General features: G+C 68.6%; 15 protein-coding genes. 9 read left to right on the plus strand and 6 right to left on the minus strand.

The genetic code is table 11. The features are described from left to right. Positions 1 to 50: 50 nt before the first annotated feature. The 6 genes from nei2 to narI all read left to right on the plus strand — a co-directional run bounded on the left by nei2 (position 51) and on the right by narI (position 8912). Positions 51 to 824 carry an endonuclease VIII Nei2 gene (gene nei2, locus G6N49_RS16805; RefSeq protein ID WP_064872304.1) on the plus strand — a complete coding sequence of 258 codons (774 nt, stop codon included), beginning with the start codon at positions 51 to 53 and terminating at the stop codon, positions 822 to 824. A 149-nt stretch (positions 825 to 973) separates the two neighbouring features. Continuing rightward, positions 974 to 2194 carry a nitrate/nitrite transporter gene (locus G6N49_RS16810; RefSeq protein WP_011854955.1) on the plus strand — a complete coding sequence of 407 codons (1221 nt, stop codon included), beginning with the start codon at positions 974 to 976 and terminating at the stop codon, positions 2192 to 2194. Continuing rightward, entirely contained in the window at positions 2191 to 5874 is a 3684-nt protein-coding gene (locus G6N49_RS16815; protein WP_083044697.1) for a nitrate reductase subunit alpha, read from the plus strand. Before G6N49_RS16810 ends, G6N49_RS16815 begins: the two co-directional genes overlap by 4 nt. Next, the gene (gene narH, locus G6N49_RS16820) at positions 5874 to 7529 is read left to right on the plus strand and encodes a nitrate reductase subunit beta (protein WP_064917561.1); all 1656 of its coding nucleotides are present in this window, start codon (positions 5874 to 5876) and stop codon (positions 7527 to 7529) included. Before G6N49_RS16815 ends, narH begins: the two co-directional genes overlap by 1 nt. Beyond that, complete coding sequence (narJ, locus tag G6N49_RS16825) at positions 7526 to 8179, plus strand: nitrate reductase molybdenum cofactor assembly chaperone (protein ID WP_083044698.1); 654 nt, start codon at positions 7526 to 7528, stop codon at positions 8177 to 8179. Before narH ends, narJ begins: the two co-directional genes overlap by 4 nt. 1 nt (position 8180) lies before the next feature. Continuing rightward, the gene (gene narI, locus G6N49_RS16830) at positions 8181 to 8912 is read left to right on the plus strand and encodes a respiratory nitrate reductase subunit gamma (RefSeq protein ID WP_011854951.1); all 732 of its coding nucleotides are present in this window, start codon (positions 8181 to 8183) and stop codon (positions 8910 to 8912) included. A 19-nt stretch (positions 8913 to 8931) separates the two neighbouring features. Here narI and G6N49_RS16835 read toward each other — a convergent pair whose 3' ends face one another. Both G6N49_RS16835 and G6N49_RS16840 read right to left on the minus strand, forming a co-directional pair. Continuing rightward, entirely contained in the window at positions 8932 to 10074 is a 1143-nt protein-coding gene (locus tag G6N49_RS16835) for a fatty acid desaturase family protein (protein ID WP_011854950.1), read from the minus strand. Positions 10075 to 10088: 14 nt separating this feature from the next. After that, positions 10089 to 11156: a ferredoxin reductase gene (locus G6N49_RS16840; protein WP_011854949.1), complete on the minus strand. Its 1068-nt coding sequence runs from the start codon at positions 11154 to 11156 to the stop codon at positions 10089 to 10091. 70 nt (positions 11157 to 11226) lie between these two features. Here G6N49_RS16840 and G6N49_RS16845 point away from each other — a divergent pair, with 70 nt between their 5' ends. From G6N49_RS16845 to G6N49_RS16855, 3 genes are all read left to right on the plus strand, one after another. Then, entirely contained in the window at positions 11227 to 11901 is a 675-nt protein-coding gene (locus G6N49_RS16845; protein ID WP_064872308.1) for a TetR family transcriptional regulator, read from the plus strand. 29 nt (positions 11902 to 11930) lie between these two features. After that, the gene (locus tag G6N49_RS16850; RefSeq protein ID WP_064872316.1) at positions 11931 to 12320 is read left to right on the plus strand and encodes a hypothetical protein; all 390 of its coding nucleotides are present in this window, start codon (positions 11931 to 11933) and stop codon (positions 12318 to 12320) included. A gap of 68 nt (positions 12321 to 12388) precedes the next feature. Continuing rightward, on the plus strand, positions 12389 to 13168 hold the full coding sequence (locus tag G6N49_RS16855) for an enoyl-CoA hydratase/isomerase family protein (RefSeq protein ID WP_064872310.1): 780 nt from the start codon (positions 12389 to 12391) through the stop codon (positions 13166 to 13168). Here G6N49_RS16855 and G6N49_RS16860 read toward each other — a convergent pair. From G6N49_RS16860 to G6N49_RS16875, 4 genes are all read right to left on the minus strand, one after another. Beyond that, positions 13137 to 13907 (minus strand): SDR family NAD(P)-dependent oxidoreductase, encoded by a 771-nt coding sequence (locus G6N49_RS16860; protein WP_064872312.1) that lies wholly within the window; start codon positions 13905 to 13907, stop codon positions 13137 to 13139. The two genes, G6N49_RS16855 and G6N49_RS16860, sit on opposite strands and share 32 nt — an antisense overlap. 21 nt (positions 13908 to 13928) lie before the next feature. Then, on the minus strand, positions 13929 to 14297 hold the full coding sequence (locus tag G6N49_RS16865; RefSeq protein WP_221222086.1) for an RNA-binding protein: 369 nt from the start codon (positions 14295 to 14297) through the stop codon (positions 13929 to 13931). 64 nt (positions 14298 to 14361) lie between these two features. Further along, positions 14362 to 15225 carry a pseudouridine synthase gene (locus tag G6N49_RS16870; protein ID WP_064917564.1) on the minus strand — a complete coding sequence of 288 codons (864 nt, stop codon included), beginning with the start codon at positions 15223 to 15225 and terminating at the stop codon, positions 14362 to 14364. Beyond that, complete coding sequence (locus G6N49_RS16875) at positions 15222 to 16961, minus strand: glycerol-3-phosphate dehydrogenase/oxidase (protein ID WP_011854942.1); 1740 nt, start codon at positions 16959 to 16961, stop codon at positions 15222 to 15224. The genes G6N49_RS16870 and G6N49_RS16875 overlap by 4 nt, the downstream gene beginning before the upstream one ends. Between the last annotated feature and the right edge of the window lie 47 nt (positions 16962 to 17008).

Below are 17008 nucleotides of genomic sequence, written 5' to 3' on the forward strand. Positions count from 1 at the left end.
GTCCGAAAGTCCTTTCCTCGCCGGTTCGCGGGCGATTGGTCTGATGAGCCATGCCTGAGGGCGACACCGTCTACCGCACCGCCACGGCGTTGCGCGAAGGCCTGGTCGGCAAGACACTGACCCGCTGCGACGTTCGCGTGCCGCACTACGCCACCGTCGATCTCACCGGCCACGTCGTCGACGAAGTGCTCAGCCGCGGCAAACACCTGTTCATCCGCGTCGGCCCGGCCAGCATCCACTCCCACCTCAAAATGGAGGGCAGCTGGAAGGTTGTCCCGGCATCGCGGCCCAGCCGCGCCGGGTACCGCATCCGCATCATCCTCGAAGCCGGCGAGGGTGAGCAGGCCGTGCAGGCCGCGGGCATCGACCTCGGCGTGCTCGAGATCCTCGAGCGTGACCACGACATGGAGACCGTCGCCCATCTCGGACCCGACCTCCTCGGCGACGACTGGGAGCCCCGAGTCGCGGCCCGGAACCTGAGCGCCGACCCGGATCGTCGACTGTCCGAGGCCCTGCTGGACCAGCGCGTGATGGCCGGCGTCGGCAACGTCTACGCCAACGAACTGTGTTTCGTCGCCGGACACCTGCCGACCGCACCGGTGCGCGATCTCAAGGATCCGTTACGGATGGTGCAACGCGCGCGGGATATGTTGTGGCTGAACAGGTCCCGTTGGAATCGCACCACCACCGGCGACACCCGTCCCGGCCGCGACGTGTGGGTTTACGGCCGGGCCGGCAAACCGTGCCGCCGCTGCGGCACACCGATCCGTCGGGATGGCAACGGCGATCGTGTGTCGTACTGGTGCCCGCACTGTCAGCGCTGACCGCGCACGGGCGCCGACACGACGGTTTCTGATCGATTTCGGGGGGTTCGGCGCAACATCCGCAGCGTCGGCGCGGCAGTAATTGCTTCAAAGCAAGAGTTTTCCGCAATTCCATGTGAGCGCCATCGTCGGATGGTTCCCTGGATCACGTGAATACGGCCACCACGCCGGACACGGGCGCACGACCAGGGGTGAATCTCGCCCTCGCCACGTGGGCTTCCGCAATCAACTTCTGGGCCTGGAACATGATCGGCCCATTGTCGACCACCTACGCCGGCGATCTGTCGTTGAGCAGCACCCAGGCTTCGATGCTGGTGGCCACGCCGATCCTGGTCGGGTCGCTGGGGCGGATCGTGGTCGGCTCACTGACCGACCGGTTCGGCGGACGGGTGATGTTCATCGCGATCTCGCTGGCGTCCATCATCCCGGTGCTCGCCGTCGGGGCCGCCGGGACGGCCGGGTCGTACCCACTGCTGCTGGTGTTCGGATTCTTCCTGGGCATCGCGGGCACCGTGTTCGCCGTCGGGATCCCGTTCGCCAACCACTGGTACGAGGCGTCTCGCCGCGGCTTCGCCACCGGTGTGTTCGGCATGGGCATGGTCGGCACCGCACTGTCGGCGTTCTTCACCCCGCGGTTCGTCAACTGGTTCGGGCTGTTCACCACCCATCTTGTCGTCGCGATCGCGCTCGCGCTCACCGCGGTGCTCTGTCTGCTCGCCATGCGCGACTCCCCCCACTTCTCGCCGAACACCGACGCGGTGCTGCCGAAGCTCAAGGCGGCCGCCAAACTCGGTGTCACCTGGGAGATGTCGTTCCTCTACGCCGTCGTCTTCGGCGGGTTCGTCGCGTTCAGCAACTACCTGCCCACCTACATCAAGACCATCTACGGTTTCTCCGCGGTCGACGCCGGCGCGCGTACCGCCGGGTTCGCCCTGGCCGCCGTGCTGGCCAGGCCGCTGGGCGGCGCACTCGCCGATCGGATCCCGCCCAAGTACGTCGTGCTGACGTCGTTCGCCGGCACCGCGGCGTTGGCGTTCGTCGCGGTGTTCCAGCCGCCGCCGGACCTGTGGTCGGCCGCCACGTTCATCACCCTGGCGGTGTTCCTCGGGGTCGGCACCGGCGGGGTGTTCGCGTGGGTGGCGCGCCGCTCACCGGCTCAGTCGGTGGGTTCGATCACCGGGATCGTCGCTGCCGCAGGCGGACTCGGCGGATACTTCCCGCCGCTGGTGATGGGCGGGACCTACGACGCGGTCGACAACGACTACACCGTCGGGCTGTTGCTGCTGGTGGCCACCGCGCTGATCGCGTTCGCCTACACCGCGCTGCGACTGCACGCCCACGAACCACAACCGAAGGGGACCCCGACGTGAGCAACCCACCTCGCACCGGCGGTGTGGTCGAGGAACTGCTGGGGCGCAGCGGTCGGTTCTTCACCCCCGGTGAGATCTCCGACGACCTGCGGACCGTCACCCGCCGCGGCGGCCGGGAAGGCGACGTGTTCTACCGGGACCGGTGGAGCCACGACAAGGTCGTCCGCTCCACCCACGGCGTCAACTGCACCGGGTCGTGCTCGTGGAAGATCTACGTCAAGGACGGGATCATCACCTGGGAGACCCAGCAGACCGACTATCCGACCGTCGGCCCGGACCGGCCCGAGTACGAGCCGCGGGGCTGCCCCCGGGGTGCGGCTTTCTCGTGGTACACCTACTCGCCGACGCGGGTGCGGTACCCCTACGCGCGCGGGCTGCTGGTCCAGATGTACCGCGAAGCCAAGGAACGCCTCGGCGATCCGGTGCTCGCCTGGGCCGACATCCAGTCCGATCCCGAACGGCGCCGCCGCTACCAGCGGGCCCGGGGTATGGGCGGATTGGTGCGGGTGAGCTGGGCCGAGGCGACGGAGATGATCGCCGCCGCGCACGTGCACACCATCAAGACCTACGGCCCCGACCGGGTCGCCGGGTTCTCGCCGATCCCGGCCATGTCGATGGTGAGCCACGCAGCCGGGTCGCGGTTCGTCGAGCTGATCGGCGGCGCGATGACCTCGTTCTACGACTGGTACGCCGATCTGCCGGTGGCCTCGCCGCAGGTGTTCGGCGACCAGACCGACGTCCCCGAATCCGGTGACTGGTGGGACGCGTCGTATCTGATGATGTGGGGCTCCAACGTCCCGGTCACCCGCACACCCGACGCCCACTGGATGGCGGAGGTGCGTTACCGCGGTACCAAGGTCGTCACGGTCAGCCCCGACTACGCCGACAACACCAAGTTCGCCGACGAATGGATGCCGTGCGCCGCGGGCACCGACGGCGCGTTGGCGATGGCGATGGGCCACGTCATCCTCGCGGAGTTCTTCGTCCGGCAGCGGGTGCCGTTCTTCGTCGACTACGTACGCCAGTACACCGACCTGCCGTTCCTGGTGAAGCTCGAGGACCGTGACGGCGCACTGGTTCCCGGCAAGATGCTCACCGCGGCGGACCTGGGCCACGAGGTGGAGAACGCCGTGTTCAAACCGGTGCTGCTCGACGGGCGCACCGACGACGTCGCGGTCCCCCACGGTTCGCTCGGTTTCCGGTACGGAGACGACGGCGTCGGCAAGTGGAACCTCGACCTCGGCGAACTCTCGCCGGCACTCACCGTGGCCGCCGACGGCGCCGACACCGCCGCGATCGTCCTGCCGCGGTTCGACACCGTCGACGGGCACGGCGCCACGCTGCAGCGCGGCGTGCCCGTGCGCCGGGTGGGCGAGCACCTGGTGTGCACCGTCTTCGACCTGATGCTGGCCCAGTACGGGGTGGCGCGCCCGGGGTTGCCGGGCGACTGGCCGGAAGGCTACGACGACGCCGAGCGTCCGTACACCCCGGCCTGGCAGGAGCCGATCACCGGGGTCTCGGCGAGCCAAGTCGTCCGCATCGCGCGTGAATTCGCCCGCAACGCCGAGGAATCCGGCGGTCGCTCGATGATCATCATGGGCGCCGGGATCTGCCAGTGGTTCCACGGTGACGCCACCTACCGTGCGGTACTGTCGCTGTTGTTGCTCACCGGATCCATGGGACGCAACGGCGGTGGTTGGGCGCATTACGTGGGCCAGGAGAAGTGCCGGCCGGTGACCGGATGGGCGACCATGGCGATGGCCACCGACTGGTCCCGTCCGCCGCGGCAGATGCCCGGCACCTCGTACTGGTACGTGCACGCCGACCAATGGCGCTACGACGGATACCGCGCCGACGCGCTGGCCAGCCCGACCGGCCGCGGCCGGTTCACCGACAAGCACACGATGGACGTGCTGGCCGCGGCGACCGCGATGGGCTGGATGCCGTTCTACCCGCAGTTCGACCGGTCCAGCCTCGACGTCGCCGGCGAAGCGTCGGCCGCCGGCCGCGAGATCGGCGAGTACGTTGCCGACCAGTTGGCCTCCGGCGCTTTGAAACTGGCGGTCACCGACCCCGACGATCCGAAGAACTGGCCGCGGGTGCTCGACGTGTGGCGGGCCAACCTGCTGGGCTCGTCGAGCAAGGGCAACGAGTACTTCCTGCGGCATCTGCTGGGCACCGCGTCGAATCTGCAGGCGACGCCCACCCGGGAAGAACTGCGCCCCAACGACATCGGCTGGACCGACGACATCCCGGAGGGCAAGCTCGACCTGCTGATGTCGATCGACTTCCGGATGACCTCGACCACGCTGCTGTCGGATGTCGTGCTGCCCGCGGCGACCTGGTACGAGAAGGCGGACCTCAACACCACCGACATGCACCCCTACGTCCACGCGTTCACCGCCGCCATCGACCCCCCGTGGGAGACCCGGTCGGATTACGATGCGTTCGGCGCGATCGCCCGGACGTTCAGCGCGCTGGCCAAGACGCACCTGGGCACCCGCACCGACGTGGTCCTCGGCGCCCTGCAGCACGACACCCCCGGGGCGATGGCCTATCCCGGCGGCGTCGAGAACGACTGGCGGGTGACCGGGGCGAGACCGGTGCCCGGCAAGACCATGGGCCCGCTGGCGGTGGTCGAACGCGACTACGCCGCGATCGCCGACAAATGGGCCAGCCTCGGCCCGCTGGTGGAGCGGCTGGGGCTCACCACCAAGGGCATCACCACCCGGCCGGAACCCGAATCCCGGGAACTGGCCGCGAAATTCGGGGTGCTGAAGACGGGGTCCGCCGCGGGCCGGCCGGCCATCACCACCGCCGAGCGGATGGCCGACACGATCCTGGCGCTGTCGGGCACCACCAACGGCCGCCTCGCCGTCGAGGGTTTCCGCGAACTGGAGCGACGGACCGGTCGGCACCTCGCCCACCTCGCCGAGGGCAGTGAGGAGCGCCGCATCACCTATGCCGACGCGCAGGCCCGTCCGGTGCCGGTGATCACCAGCCCGGAGTGGTCGGGCAGCGAAACCGGCGGCAGGAGGTACGCCCCGTTCACCGTCAATGTCGAAGAACTCAAACCGTTCCACACGCTGACGGGGCGGATGCATTTCTATCTCGACCACGACTGGCTCGAGGAACTCGGCGAACAACTTCCCGTCTACCGTCCGCCGCTGGACATGGCCCGCCTGTTCGGCGAACCGGCCGTCGGCGACCACCGCGACGGCGTCGGGTTGACGGTGCGTTACCTCACCCCCCACTCGAAGTGGTCGATCCACTCGGAGTACCAGGACAACCTGCTGATGCTGTCGCTGTCACGGGGCGGCCCGACGATGTGGATGAGCCCGCTCGACGCGGCGAAAATCGAGGTGCGCGACAACGACTGGGTCGAGGCCGTCAACCGCAACGGCGTACTGGTGTGCCGGGCGATCGTCTCCCACCGGATGCCCGAGGGTGTCGTGTTCGTCTACCACGCGCAGGAGCGCACCATCGACGTACCGCTGACCGAGACGACGGGCAGGCGCGGCGGAATTCACAACTCGCTGACCCGGCTGCTCATCAAACCGAGCCACCTCGCGGGTGGCTACGCGCAGAACGCCTTCGCGTTCAACTACCTCGGGCCGACCGGCAACCAACGCGACGAGGTGACTGTGGTGCGGCGGCGAAGCCAGGAGGTGGTGTTCTGATGCGAGTCATGGCCCAGATGGCGATGGTGATGAACCTCGACAAGTGCATCGGGTGTCATACCTGCTCGGTCACCTGCAAGCAGGCGTGGACCAACCGGCCCGGAACCGAGTACGTGTGGTTCAACAACGTGGAAACCCGCCCGGGACAGGGTTATCCGCGCACCTACGAGGATCAGGAGCGGTGGCGCGGCGGGTGGGTCCGCGACCGCAGGGGCCGGTTACGGTTGCGCGACGGCGGGCGGCTGAGCAAGCTGCTGCGGATCTTCGCCAACCCCAAGATGCCGAGTATCGACGACTACTACGAGCCGTGGACGTACGACTACGAGAACCTCACCTCGGCTCCGCTGGGCGACCAGATGCCGGTGGCGCCACCGCGCAGCCTGATCGGCGGTGAGCCGATGAAGATCTCGTGGTCGGCGAACTGGGACGACGACCTCGGCGGCTCCCCCGAGATCGTGCCCGGTGATCCGGTGCTGGCGAAGGTCAGCGAACAGGTCCGGCTGGAGTTCGAGCAGACCTTCATGTTCTTCCTGCCCCGCATCTGCGAGCACTGCCTCAACCCCTCGTGTATGGCGTCGTGTCCGTCGGGTGCGATCTACAAACGCAGCGAGGACGGCATCGTGCTCGTCGACCAGGACCGCTGCCGCGGCTGGCGGATGTGTGTGTCCGGATGCCCCTACAAGAAGATGTATTTCAACCACAAGACCGGCAAGGCCGAGAAGTGCACGCTGTGCTACCCACGCATCGAGGTCGGGCTGCCCACCGTGTGTTCGGAGACCTGCGTCGGCCGGTTGCGTTATCTGGGTCTGGTGCTCTACGACGTCGACCGCGTGCTGGAGGCGGCATCGGTGGAGAACGACGCCGACCTCTACGAGGCGCAGAAGGGTGTGCTGCTCGATCCGCACGACCCGGAGGTGGTCGCCGGGGCACGCGCCGAAGGGATCTCCGACGAATGGATCGAGGCGGCCCAGCGGTCGCCGATCTACGCGCTCATCCACACCTACCGGGTGGCGCTGCCGCTACACCCGGAATACCGCACCATGCCGATGGTCTGGTACATCCCGCCACTGTCGCCGATCGTCGACGCGGTCGCCCGCGACGGTCACGACGGCGAGGAACTGGGCAACCTGTTCGGTGCGCTGGAGGCGCTGCGCATCCCGATCGAATACCTCGCCGGGCTGTTCACCGCCGGGGACACCGCGGTCGTCGAGGACGTCCTGCGCCGGCTCGCGGCGATGCGCTCCTACATGCGCGACATCAACCTCGGCCGCGAGACCCAGCCGCACATCCCCGAGTCGGTGGGTCTGACCGAAGAAGAGATGTACGACATGTACCGGCTGCTCGCGCTGGCGAAATACGATGAGCGGTACGTCATCCCGACGGCCTACGCGGCCGGCGCGATCCCGGGGGCCGAGGAGCCCGGCTGCTCGTTGTCGTTCGAGGGCGGACCGGGTATGTACGAATCCGGCCCGTTCGGTGAGGCCAGCGGCGGTCCGGTGGCGGTGGCCGTCGAGACGTTCCACGCGCTGCAGCACCGCCAGACCAGCGACGGGATGGCCGCCAACGCCGACCGTCCGTCACGGGTCAACCTGCTCAACTGGGACGGCCGTGGCACACCGCCGGGCATCTTCCCGGGCGACGGGGACCGGCGATGAAGACCGCGAAGCTCTTCAAGCGGTCTGGGTGCGGACTCGAGGAGCGGCTCGTCTGGCAGTGCGCGTCACTGCTGCTGAGCTATCCCGACCACAGCCGGTTCGACATCGCCGAACGACTGCTGGCGCATGTCGACGGCTCTGCGGCGGAGCGCCTTTCGCGCACGCTGGCGGCGCTGCGAGCGGTGGACTCACTGCGGGCCGCGCAAGATTACGTCGCCACCTTCGACCTGCGCCGCCGCGCCACGATGTACCTGACGTATTGGACGGCCGGCGACACCCGCAACCGTGGTAACGCGATGCTGGCTTTCGCGCAGGTGTACCGCGCCGCCGGGACGACGCCGCCCGACGACGAGGCACCCGACCACCTGCCGGTGGTGCTGGAGTTCGCCGCCGTCGTGGCGCCCGAAGCCGGATTCCGGCTGCTCACCGATCACCGGGTGCCGATCGAGGTGCTGCACCGCGCGCTGCGCGAGGCGGATTCGCCGTACGCCGACACCGTCGTCGCCGTCCTCGCGACGCTGCCCGCCGCCACCGACACCGACGTGCTCCGGGCCCGGAAACTGGCCGCCGACGGACCACCCGCCGAAGCCGTTGGCCTGCAACCGTTCACACTGACCGTGCCACCGCGGCGCACCCAAGGAGGCAGCTGAGATGTCGGGTTGGGAGATCTTCTGGGATGTGGCCCCGTACGTGACGCTGGCGGTCGTGGCGGTGGGGATCTGGTGGCGCTACCGCTATGACAAGTTCGGCTGGACCACCCGGTCGTCGCAACTCTACGAATCGCGGCTGCTGCGCATCGGCAGCCCGATGTTCCACTTCGGCATCCTGGTCGTCATCGTCGGCCACATCATCGGCCTGGTCATCCCCGAATCCTGGACCAGCGCGGTCGGTCTGAGTGACCACGCCTATCACGTGCAGGCGCTGGTGCTGGGCGCGATCGCCGGTGTCACCACGCTCACCGGTATCGCGCTGCTGGTGTTCCGGCGCCGCACCACCGGACCGGTGTTCCTGGCCACCACCGTCAACGACAAGGTGATGTACCTGGTGCTGGTGATGGCCATCGTCGCGGGATTGGCCTGCACGCTCATCGGCGCGACCCCGGTGGGCGCCGAGCACGATTACCGTCAGACGGTGTCGCCGTGGTTCCGGTCGATCTGGATCCTGCAGCCGCGCGGCGATCTGATGGCTGCGGCGCCGCTGTGGTTCCACATCCACGTGATCATCGCGCTCGTGTTGTTCTGCCTGTGGCCGTTCACCCGGCTGGTGCACGTGTTCAGCGCACCGATCGGCTACCTCTTCCGGCCCTACATCGTCTACCGCAGCCGCGACGTCGCCGGCAAGGGTGAGCTGGTCGGCTCGCAGCCGCACCGCCGGGGCTGGTGACTCCGACCGCGAGACGCGGTCAGCTCGGCAGCGCCAGTCGCACGATCTTGCGGACCACGCTGGCGAACTGGCGCGGCAGCGGCCCGGAGTTGTACGGCAGCCCGTAGCGGCGGCAGATGTCACGCACCGCGGGTGCGAGTTCGGCGTGGCGGTGGGCCGGGATGTCGGGGAACAGGTGGTGCTCGATCTGGAACGACAGGTTCCCGCTCAGCAGGTGGAACAGCTTTGCCGAATCGGGGCGAGCGGAGCGACGGGGGAACAATCCGGTCAGGTTCGCCGATCCGAGCACCTGGCGGAAGTACCACTGGCCGCGTGATTCGGCCTTGGTCTCCTCGATCGAGAACTCCTGCACGTCTTCGGGGAAGTGACCGCAGAAGATGATCATGTACGACCACACGTTGCGCATCAGGTTCGCGGTCAGGTTACCGGTGAACACCCACGGCGCGAACGGTCCGGCCAGCAGCGGGAAGGCGACGTAGTCCTTGAGCGTCTGCCGCTTGGTCTTACGCCAGATACCCTGCAGGATCTCGCGTTTGTCGGCGATGCTGATCTCACCGGCCCGGATGCGCTCGGTCTCCAGTTCGTGCAGTGCGACGCCGTACTGGAACAGCACCATCAGCAGGAACGCGTAGACCGGGTTGCCCAGGAAGTACGGCTGCCACCGCTGGTTGTCGCTCATCCGCAGGATGCCGTAGCCGATGTCGCGGTCCATGCCGACGATGTTGGTGTAGGTGTGGTGCATGTAGTTGTGCGAATGCCGCCACTGGTCGCCCGGGCAGGCGTTGTCCCATTCGAACTTCTTGCTGGACAACGCCGGGTCGCCGGTCCAGTCGTACTGGCCGTGCATGACGTTGTGGCCGATCTCCATGTTGTCGATGATCTTCGACAGGCCCAGCATCGCCGTGCCCGCGAGCCAGAACGGTGGGAAGATACCGCCGAAGAGCATGGCGCGGCCGCCGATTTCGAGTGTTCGCTGGGCCTTGATGACCTTGCGGATGTAGGTGGTGTCGCGTTCGCCGAGATCGGCGACCACCTGTTCGCGCAGCGCGTCGAGTTCACGGCCGAATGCCTCGACCTGTTCGGCGGACAGGCGCACGGTCTGGCCGGCGACGGTCTTCTCGACGCCCCGTTGCGGGGGTGCGGGGGTGATGGTGGAGGTCATGGCTGATTCCTTTCCTAGAGCGCGATCTCGACGTCGCCGACGGGTGCGGACACGCAGATCTGCACGTCCTCCTCGTCGACCCCCGACACCGCGCCGGTGATGAGGTTCTTGACCACGCCGCTGGTCTTGCGGCGGGTGCAGCTGTGGCAGATGCCCATTCGGCACCCGCTCTCGGGGGTGAGCCCGGCGGCCTCGGCCTGCTCGAGCAGGGGGCGCCCGTCGTCGGTCACCGCGACGCCGCTGTCGGCGAAGCTGACCTGCCCGCCCGATGCCTCGGTCGGCGCGTCCCACGTCGGCGGCACGAACGACTCGGCCAGGGCGTCCGGGCGGATCCGGCGCACGGCGTCGACCAGATCGGGCGGACCGCAGACGAACACGGCGTCGGCCTCGGGCATCGCGGCAGCAAGATGGTCGGCGTCGAAGCGGCCGGTCAGGTCGGAGCCGGTGGTGTCGCGGGTGTAGCCGTGCAGCACCCGCACACCCGACATCGCGGCGAGTTCGTCGCGGTAGCAGGCTTCGGCCGCGCTGCGGGCGTAGTGGACGAATGCCACCTCGCGGTCGGAGCCCTCCGCCCGCAGAGTGCGCAGCATCGACAGCACCGGGGTGATGCCGCTGCCACCGGCGACGAACAGGATCCGCCGCGGCCGGGTCGTCGGCATGGTGAAGTCACCGCCGACCGAGTCGAGTCCGACGACCATTCCGGGGCGGGCGTGATCGCACAGGTACGTCGACACCAGGCCGCCGTCGTGGCGACCGACCGTCAGCTCGATCAGCGCCGCGCCCTCGGCGCTGGCGGGTGAGTAGCACCGGGTGCGACGGCGGCCGTCGATCTCGACGCTGAGGTTGATGTGCTGGCCGGCGCGAAACCCGGTGAACACCTGATTCGGTTCCAGGGTCAGCGTGACGCTGCGGGCGGTCTGCCGACGGACCGCGACGACCCTGGCGCGGGCCTCGCCCAGCGTCCACGTCGGGGTCACGAGCTCGGTGTACCGGTCCACGCCGTGCGGCCCGGTCAGCAGGTCGAGCAGCGGAGAGCGCAGCACCCGCTCCCGCAGACTCCGTGTACGCGTTTCAGTGAACATGTGTATACCATCCGCGGTTACAGTGGGTGCCGTCAAGGATATCGACCCAGCTTGTGGTAGGTTTCACATCGTGAACAGTCGTACACCCAGTTCACGCACAGGCCGGTCCGGCTCGCGTTCCCGGGGTTCCGCCTCGTCGCGCGAGGAGAAGAAGGAAGCCACCCGCAGGGCGATCGTCACCGCCGCGCTGTCGCTGCTGGAGGACCGCAGTTTCGCGGCGCTGAGCCTGCGTGAGGTCACCCGCGAGGCGGGCATCTCTCCCGCGGCGTTCTACCGGCATTTCGATTCGATGGAGGCACTCGGACTGGTCTTGATCGACGAGTCCTTCCGTGTCCTGCGCGATCTGCTGCGCGGCGCCCGTGCGGGCAAGCTGGATCCGACACGGGTCATCGAATCGTCGGTCGACATGCTCATCGAGGGTGTCAACCAGCGCCGCGAGTACTGGCGCTTCATCGGCCGGGAGCGGTCGAGCGGGGTGACCGTGCTGCGCTATGCGATCCGCACCGAGATCCGGCTGATCACCTCCGAGCTCGCGATCGACCTGGCCCGCTTCCCCGGGCTGAACACCTGGAGCGCCGAAGACCTCAACATCCTGGCCAGTCTGATCGTCAACGCGATGATCTCGATCGCCGAGGCCATCGAGGATGCGACGGACGCGGCCGCCCTCGCCGACATCAAGCGCACCGCCGTCAAACAGCTGCGGATGATCACCGTCGGCGTCAGTGGATGGCGCAGCGCGGGCTGATCGTCCCCCATCCCCGCTACCCTGAATCGGTGAGCAGCCCGGCATCGGTTTCCCCTGTGTGGCATACCGCCTCCCGACTCTTCGCGATCCTCACCCTGGTCGTCGTATGCGTGTCATTCGGCACCGCCGGCGTCCTGATCCAGGAGGGTCGCGCGGAGGACGTGCACGGCTACGCCGCCATCGCGCTGCACGTCGCCACCGGCGGACTGACCGTCGGCCTCGCCGGCATGACGTACGAGCGGCGCAGACACTGGTGGACCGTTGCGGTCGCCCTCGCGCTGTTCGTCTACACCTTCGTCCAGGCGGCCCTCGGCGAAGGCACCACCATCTACCTCCACATTCCCGGTGCGCTGTTCGTCGCGGCGGCCACCGTGTGGCTCACGGCATGGCTCTTCACCGGGAAGGCGACGAGCGGCTAGCGACGCCGGCCTTGCACGTCTCCGCCGAACGCCCCGAAACCGGAACCCGAACACCTAGCGTGTCGACCATGACCGTCCTGGAGCTGACGCACCCCCGGCCCGACATCGCCGTCATCACCCTCAACCGTCCCGAGAAGCTCAACGCCCTGTCCTACGAACTCGTCGAGGCCTTCCACTCGACGCTCGACGAGATCGCCGCGGACAACGAGTGCCGTGTGGTGGTGCTGACCGGGGCCGGGCGCGGATTCTGTTCCGGTCTGGACCTCACCGCTCCGAATCCGCCCCAGGCCGGCGGCGGTATCGAGTTCCCGCGCTCGGGTATGCGCTGGCAGGAACGTATCGCCGAGCTGACCGTCCGGCTGCACCGGCTGCGCCAACCGGTGATCGCCGCGGTGAACGGTCCGGCGTACGGCGGCGGGTTCGCGATCGCGGCGGCCGCCGACATCCGCCTGGCATCCGAAACCGCCCGGTTCTGCACACAATTCATCAAACTCGGCCTCGGCGGCTGCGATATCGGGGTGAGCTACACGCTGCCGCGCATCATCGGCGCGGGCCACGCGTTCGACCTGATCCTCACCGCCCGCCAGGTCGACGCCGACGAGGCGCTGCGCCTGGGTCTGGTGTCGCGGGTGTCGGCGAACGTGCTCGACGACGCGCTGGCGATCGCCGAAACCCTCTGCAGCTACGGCAAATTCGGCCTCGAGTCGACCAAACAGGTGCTGTGGGCGAACCTCGAGGCGGGCAGCCTCGAACAGGCGCTGCACCTGGAGAACCGCAGCCAGATCCTGGCGTCGACCACCGGTGAGGTGCGCGAGGCTAGCGAGGCGTTCCGCCACCGTCCACGATGATCGCCTGACCGGTCAGGTAACTGCCGGCGTCGGAAACCAACAGCAGTGCGGCGCCGACCATTTCGTCCGGTGATGCCAACCGGTTCATCAGCGTGGCGCCGGCCATCGCGTCGATCGCCTCCTGCGAATTGTTGCGCATCATGTCGGTGTCGACGGGGCCGGGTGCCAGCGCGTTCACGCGGATGCCGTACGGCGCGTAGGCGGCGGCCATCGACCGGGTGAACGACAGCAGTGCCGCCTTGCCCGCGGCGTACATCGACACGTTCGGCGCGAAGTTGAACGCGCCCACCGACACCGTGTTCAGGACCGCGGCGTGCGCGCTGGCCTTCAGGTGCGGCAGCGCGTGCTGTACGAGGAACACCGGGCCGCGCAGGTTCACGTCGTAGGACTTCGTCCACGCCTCGGGCGTCATCTCCCCCAGCGGTTGCGCCAGCGCGTTCGCGGCGTTGTTCACCAGGATGTCGATGCCGCCGAACTCCTCGACGGTGCGGGTGACCAGCGACTCGAGCGAGTCGATGTCCCCGAGGTGGGTGGGGACGCCGACGGCCTGTGCGCCGAGGCCACGCAGATGCTCGGCGGCGCGTTCGCAGGCGTCGGGCTTGCGACTGGCGACCACCACCCGGGCGCCGGCCAGCGCGAAACCCTCGGCGAGCGCGAGACCGATACCTCGGGTGCCGCCGGTGACGACGGCGGTGCGGCCGGTCAGATCGAAGAGTCGGTCGAACTTCGCGCGGTCCATCGCGTCAGTGAACCACGCCGCTCAGATGCAGCCGCTGACGCTGATCCGGCGGCCCACATTCACGCAGGCATCGATGTTGCCCACCGGCGGTGGCGGCACGTAGACCGGCGGCGGTGGAGGTGGGGGCGGTGGTGGCGGCGGAGGCGGCGCACCGGGCGGTGGCGGCGGAGGTGGAGGCGGCGGCGGTGGGGGTGGCGGCGGTAGCGCCTCGTTCAGGTAGGCGAACGGATCGGAGCATCCACTGATGTCGACGTGCCTGCCCCCGACAGATCCGCAGACGGTGGCGTTCGCCGTGGGGATGATCGGGGTCAGACCCGCGGCGAAGACGAGCGCGACCGCGCACGCACCGGGGATCGACAGCATTCTTCGCACCCGCCAATAATGCGTCATTGCGGGATTCGGTGAGCGATTTCGGCGTGTTTGGTCGCGCCCAGCGCGACCGAGCACGCCGAAATCACAACGTCCGGCCGGTGACGAAGCGGTGCGGCCTGCCGGTCAGCGGATCGTCGAATTCGATGCTGTGGGCGAGCAACTGCAACGGGTCGGTGAAGTCGTCGGGTGCGACGTCGATGACGTCCGGATACAGCGGGTCACCGAGGAGCGGCAGGCCGAGCGACGACATGTGCACCCGTAGTTGGTGTGTGCGCCCCGTCCGCGGTGTCAGCCGGTAGAGGTCGTCCCCGAGGTGTTCGACCAGCGTTTCGGCGTTCGGCTCCCCCGGCTCCTCGAAGGCCTGTAACCGGCCGCGTTCCTTGATGATTCGGCTGCGCACGACGGTCGGCAGGTCGACGGTGGCGTGACCGGCGGAGCGCGCGAGGTACACCTTCGCGACCGCACCGTCGGAGAACATCGTCTGGTACGCCCCGCGGATCTCTCGGCGGGTGGTGAACAACAGCACTCCGGCGGTCAGTCGGTCCAACCGATGCGCCGGCGAAAGCTCCGGCAGGTCGAGCGCGCGGCGCAGCCGCACCACCGCGGTCTCGGCGACGTGGCGGCCGCGCGGCATCGTCGCCAGGAAGTGCGGTTTGTCGACGACCACGATGTTGTCGTCGCGGTGGAGCACCGGCATCGCGAACGGAACCGGAACCTCAACCGGCAGATCGCGATACAGGTAGACGTGCGTGCCCGGCGGCAGCACGGTGGCCGGGGTGACCACGCTGCCGTCGGCGGTCAGCACGCCACCGTCGAACACCTTGGCCGCCACCGCCTCTCCGAAGCGGTCGGCCAGCTCGACCAGCACCGCACCGCCGCGCAGCCGCACCCGGGCCGGTCCGAGCCCGTCGCGCACCGGAAGTGGCGCGGGCCGCACCCGGCTCATCGCAACGGGACGGGTTCGAGGATCTCCGCCCTGGCCTCGGGCGCCGCCGCGCGCAGCGCATCGGCGGACTCGTCGTCGGGTTGCTGCTGGCTGCGCACCTCCGCGTCGACGCGCGCACAGTACGTGTCCACCTCGCGGCTGACGTCCTCGGCGCTCCAACCCAGAATGGGCGCAACGACTTCGGCGACCTCACGGGCACAGTCGACGCCGCGGTGCGGATACTCGATCGAGATGCGCATGCGGCGGGCCAGGATGTCCTCGAGGTGCAGTGCCCCCTCGGCGGCCGCGGCGTACGCGGCCTCCACCTTGAGGTAGACGGGCGCCGCGGTGATCGGGGTGAGCAGGTCGGGCCTGCCGTCGGCAAATGCCAGCACCTCGCTGATCAGCGAGCCGTACCGGTCGAGCAGGTGACGCACCCGATACGGGTGCAAACCGTAATGGGCGCCGACACTCTGGGTCTGGTTGATCAGCGCGAAGTATCCGTCGGCCCCCATCAGCGGCACCTTCTCGGTGATCGACGGCGCCACGCGCGCGGGGACGAACTCGGCGGCCGCGTCGATCGCATCCTCACCCATCACGCGGTAGGTGGTGTACTTGCCGCCGGCGATCGCGACCAGTCCCGGCGCCGGGCTGGCGACGGCGTGCTCACGGGACAGTTTCGAGGTCTCCTCGCTCTCCCCCGCCAGCAGCGGACGCAGCCCGGCGTAGACGCCGTCGATGTCGTCGTGGGTGAGCGGCGTGGCCAGCACGGTGTTGACGTGGTCGAGGATGTAGTCGATGTCGGCCTTCGTCGCGGCCGGATGCGCCAGGTCGAGATTCCAGTCGGTGTCGGTGGTGCCGATGATCCAGTGCGTCCCCCACGGGATGACGAACAGCACCGACTTCTCGGTGCGCAGGATGATCGCGACCTCGCTGACGATCCGATCGCGGGGCACCACGATGTGCACACCCTTGGATGCGCGCACCCGGAACCGGCCGCGTTGCCGTGACAGCGCCTGGATCTCGTCGGTCCACACGCCGGTGGCGTTGACCACGACGTGGCCGTGGACGTCGGTGACCGACCCGTCCTCGCTGTCGCGCACGGCGACACCGATCACCCGGTCACCTTCCCGCAGCAGGTTGACCACCTGCGTCGACGTGCGCACCACCGCGCCGTAATGCGCCGCCGTCCGGGCGACCATCATGGTGTGCCGCGCGTCGTCGACGACGGTGTCGAAGTAGCGGATGCCGCCGATCAACGAGCTGCGTTTGAGTCCGGGCGCCAGCCGCAACGCCCCGGACTTGGTCAGATGCCGCTGCGCGGGAACGGATTTCGCACCGCCGAGCTGGTCGTAGAGGAAGATGCCCGCCGCCACGTAGGGCCGCTCCCACCAGCGGTTGGTCAGCGGGAACAGGAAGGGCAGCGGTTTGACCAGGTGCGGCGCCAGCGTGGTCAGCGACAGCTCGCGTTCGTGCAGCGCCTCACGGACCAGCCCGAACTCGAGCTGTTCGAGGTAGCGCAGACCGCCGTGGAACATCTTGCTGCTGCGGCTGGACGTCCCGGAGGCGAAGTCGCGCGCCTCCACCAGGGCGACCTTGAGTCCACGGGTGGCGGCGTCGAGGGCGGCGCCGGCTCCGACCACGCCACCGCCGATCACCACGACGTCGAACTGCTCGCTGCCGAGCCGCCGCCAGGCCTCGGCCCGCTGGTCGGGCCCGAGCAAAGTCTGCCCGTTACCTGCGATCGGGTCACTCACCGTTCCCAGGCTACGTGCTTTTCCTTTGCTCCTCGCGTCCGCGGGGT

It is taken from the genome of Mycolicibacterium monacense (genome assembly GCF_010731575.1).
GTDB classification, from domain to species: Bacteria; Actinomycetota; Actinomycetes; order Mycobacteriales; family Mycobacteriaceae; genus Mycobacterium; species Mycobacterium monacense.

Excerpts from the sequence above, each read along its gene's own strand:
- narJ (WP_083044698.1), top strand. The coding sequence starts at position 7,526 with ATGAAGACCGCGAAGCTCTTCAAGCGGTCTGGGTGCGGACTCGAGGAG.
- G6N49_RS16840 (WP_011854949.1), bottom strand. The coding sequence starts at position 11,156 with ATGTTCACTGAAACGCGTACACGGAGTCTGCGGGAGCGGGTGCTGCGC.
- nei2 (WP_064872304.1), top strand. The coding sequence starts at position 51 with ATGCCTGAGGGCGACACCGTCTACCGCACCGCCACGGCGTTGCGCGAA.
- G6N49_RS16865 (WP_221222086.1), bottom strand. The coding sequence starts at position 14,297 with ATGACGCATTATTGGCGGGTGCGAAGAATGCTGTCGATCCCCGGTGCG.
- G6N49_RS16860 (WP_064872312.1), bottom strand. The coding sequence starts at position 13,907 with ATGGACCGCGCGAAGTTCGACCGACTCTTCGATCTGACCGGCCGCACC.
- G6N49_RS16870 (WP_064917564.1), bottom strand. The coding sequence starts at position 15,225 with ATGAGCCGGGTGCGGCCCGCGCCACTTCCGGTGCGCGACGGGCTCGGA.
- narI (WP_011854951.1), top strand. The coding sequence starts at position 8,181 with ATGTCGGGTTGGGAGATCTTCTGGGATGTGGCCCCGTACGTGACGCTG.
- narH (WP_064917561.1), top strand. The coding sequence starts at position 5,874 with ATGCGAGTCATGGCCCAGATGGCGATGGTGATGAACCTCGACAAGTGC.
- G6N49_RS16855 (WP_064872310.1), top strand. The coding sequence starts at position 12,389 with ATGACCGTCCTGGAGCTGACGCACCCCCGGCCCGACATCGCCGTCATC.
- G6N49_RS16835 (WP_011854950.1), bottom strand. The coding sequence starts at position 10,074 with ATGACCTCCACCATCACCCCCGCACCCCCGCAACGGGGCGTCGAGAAG.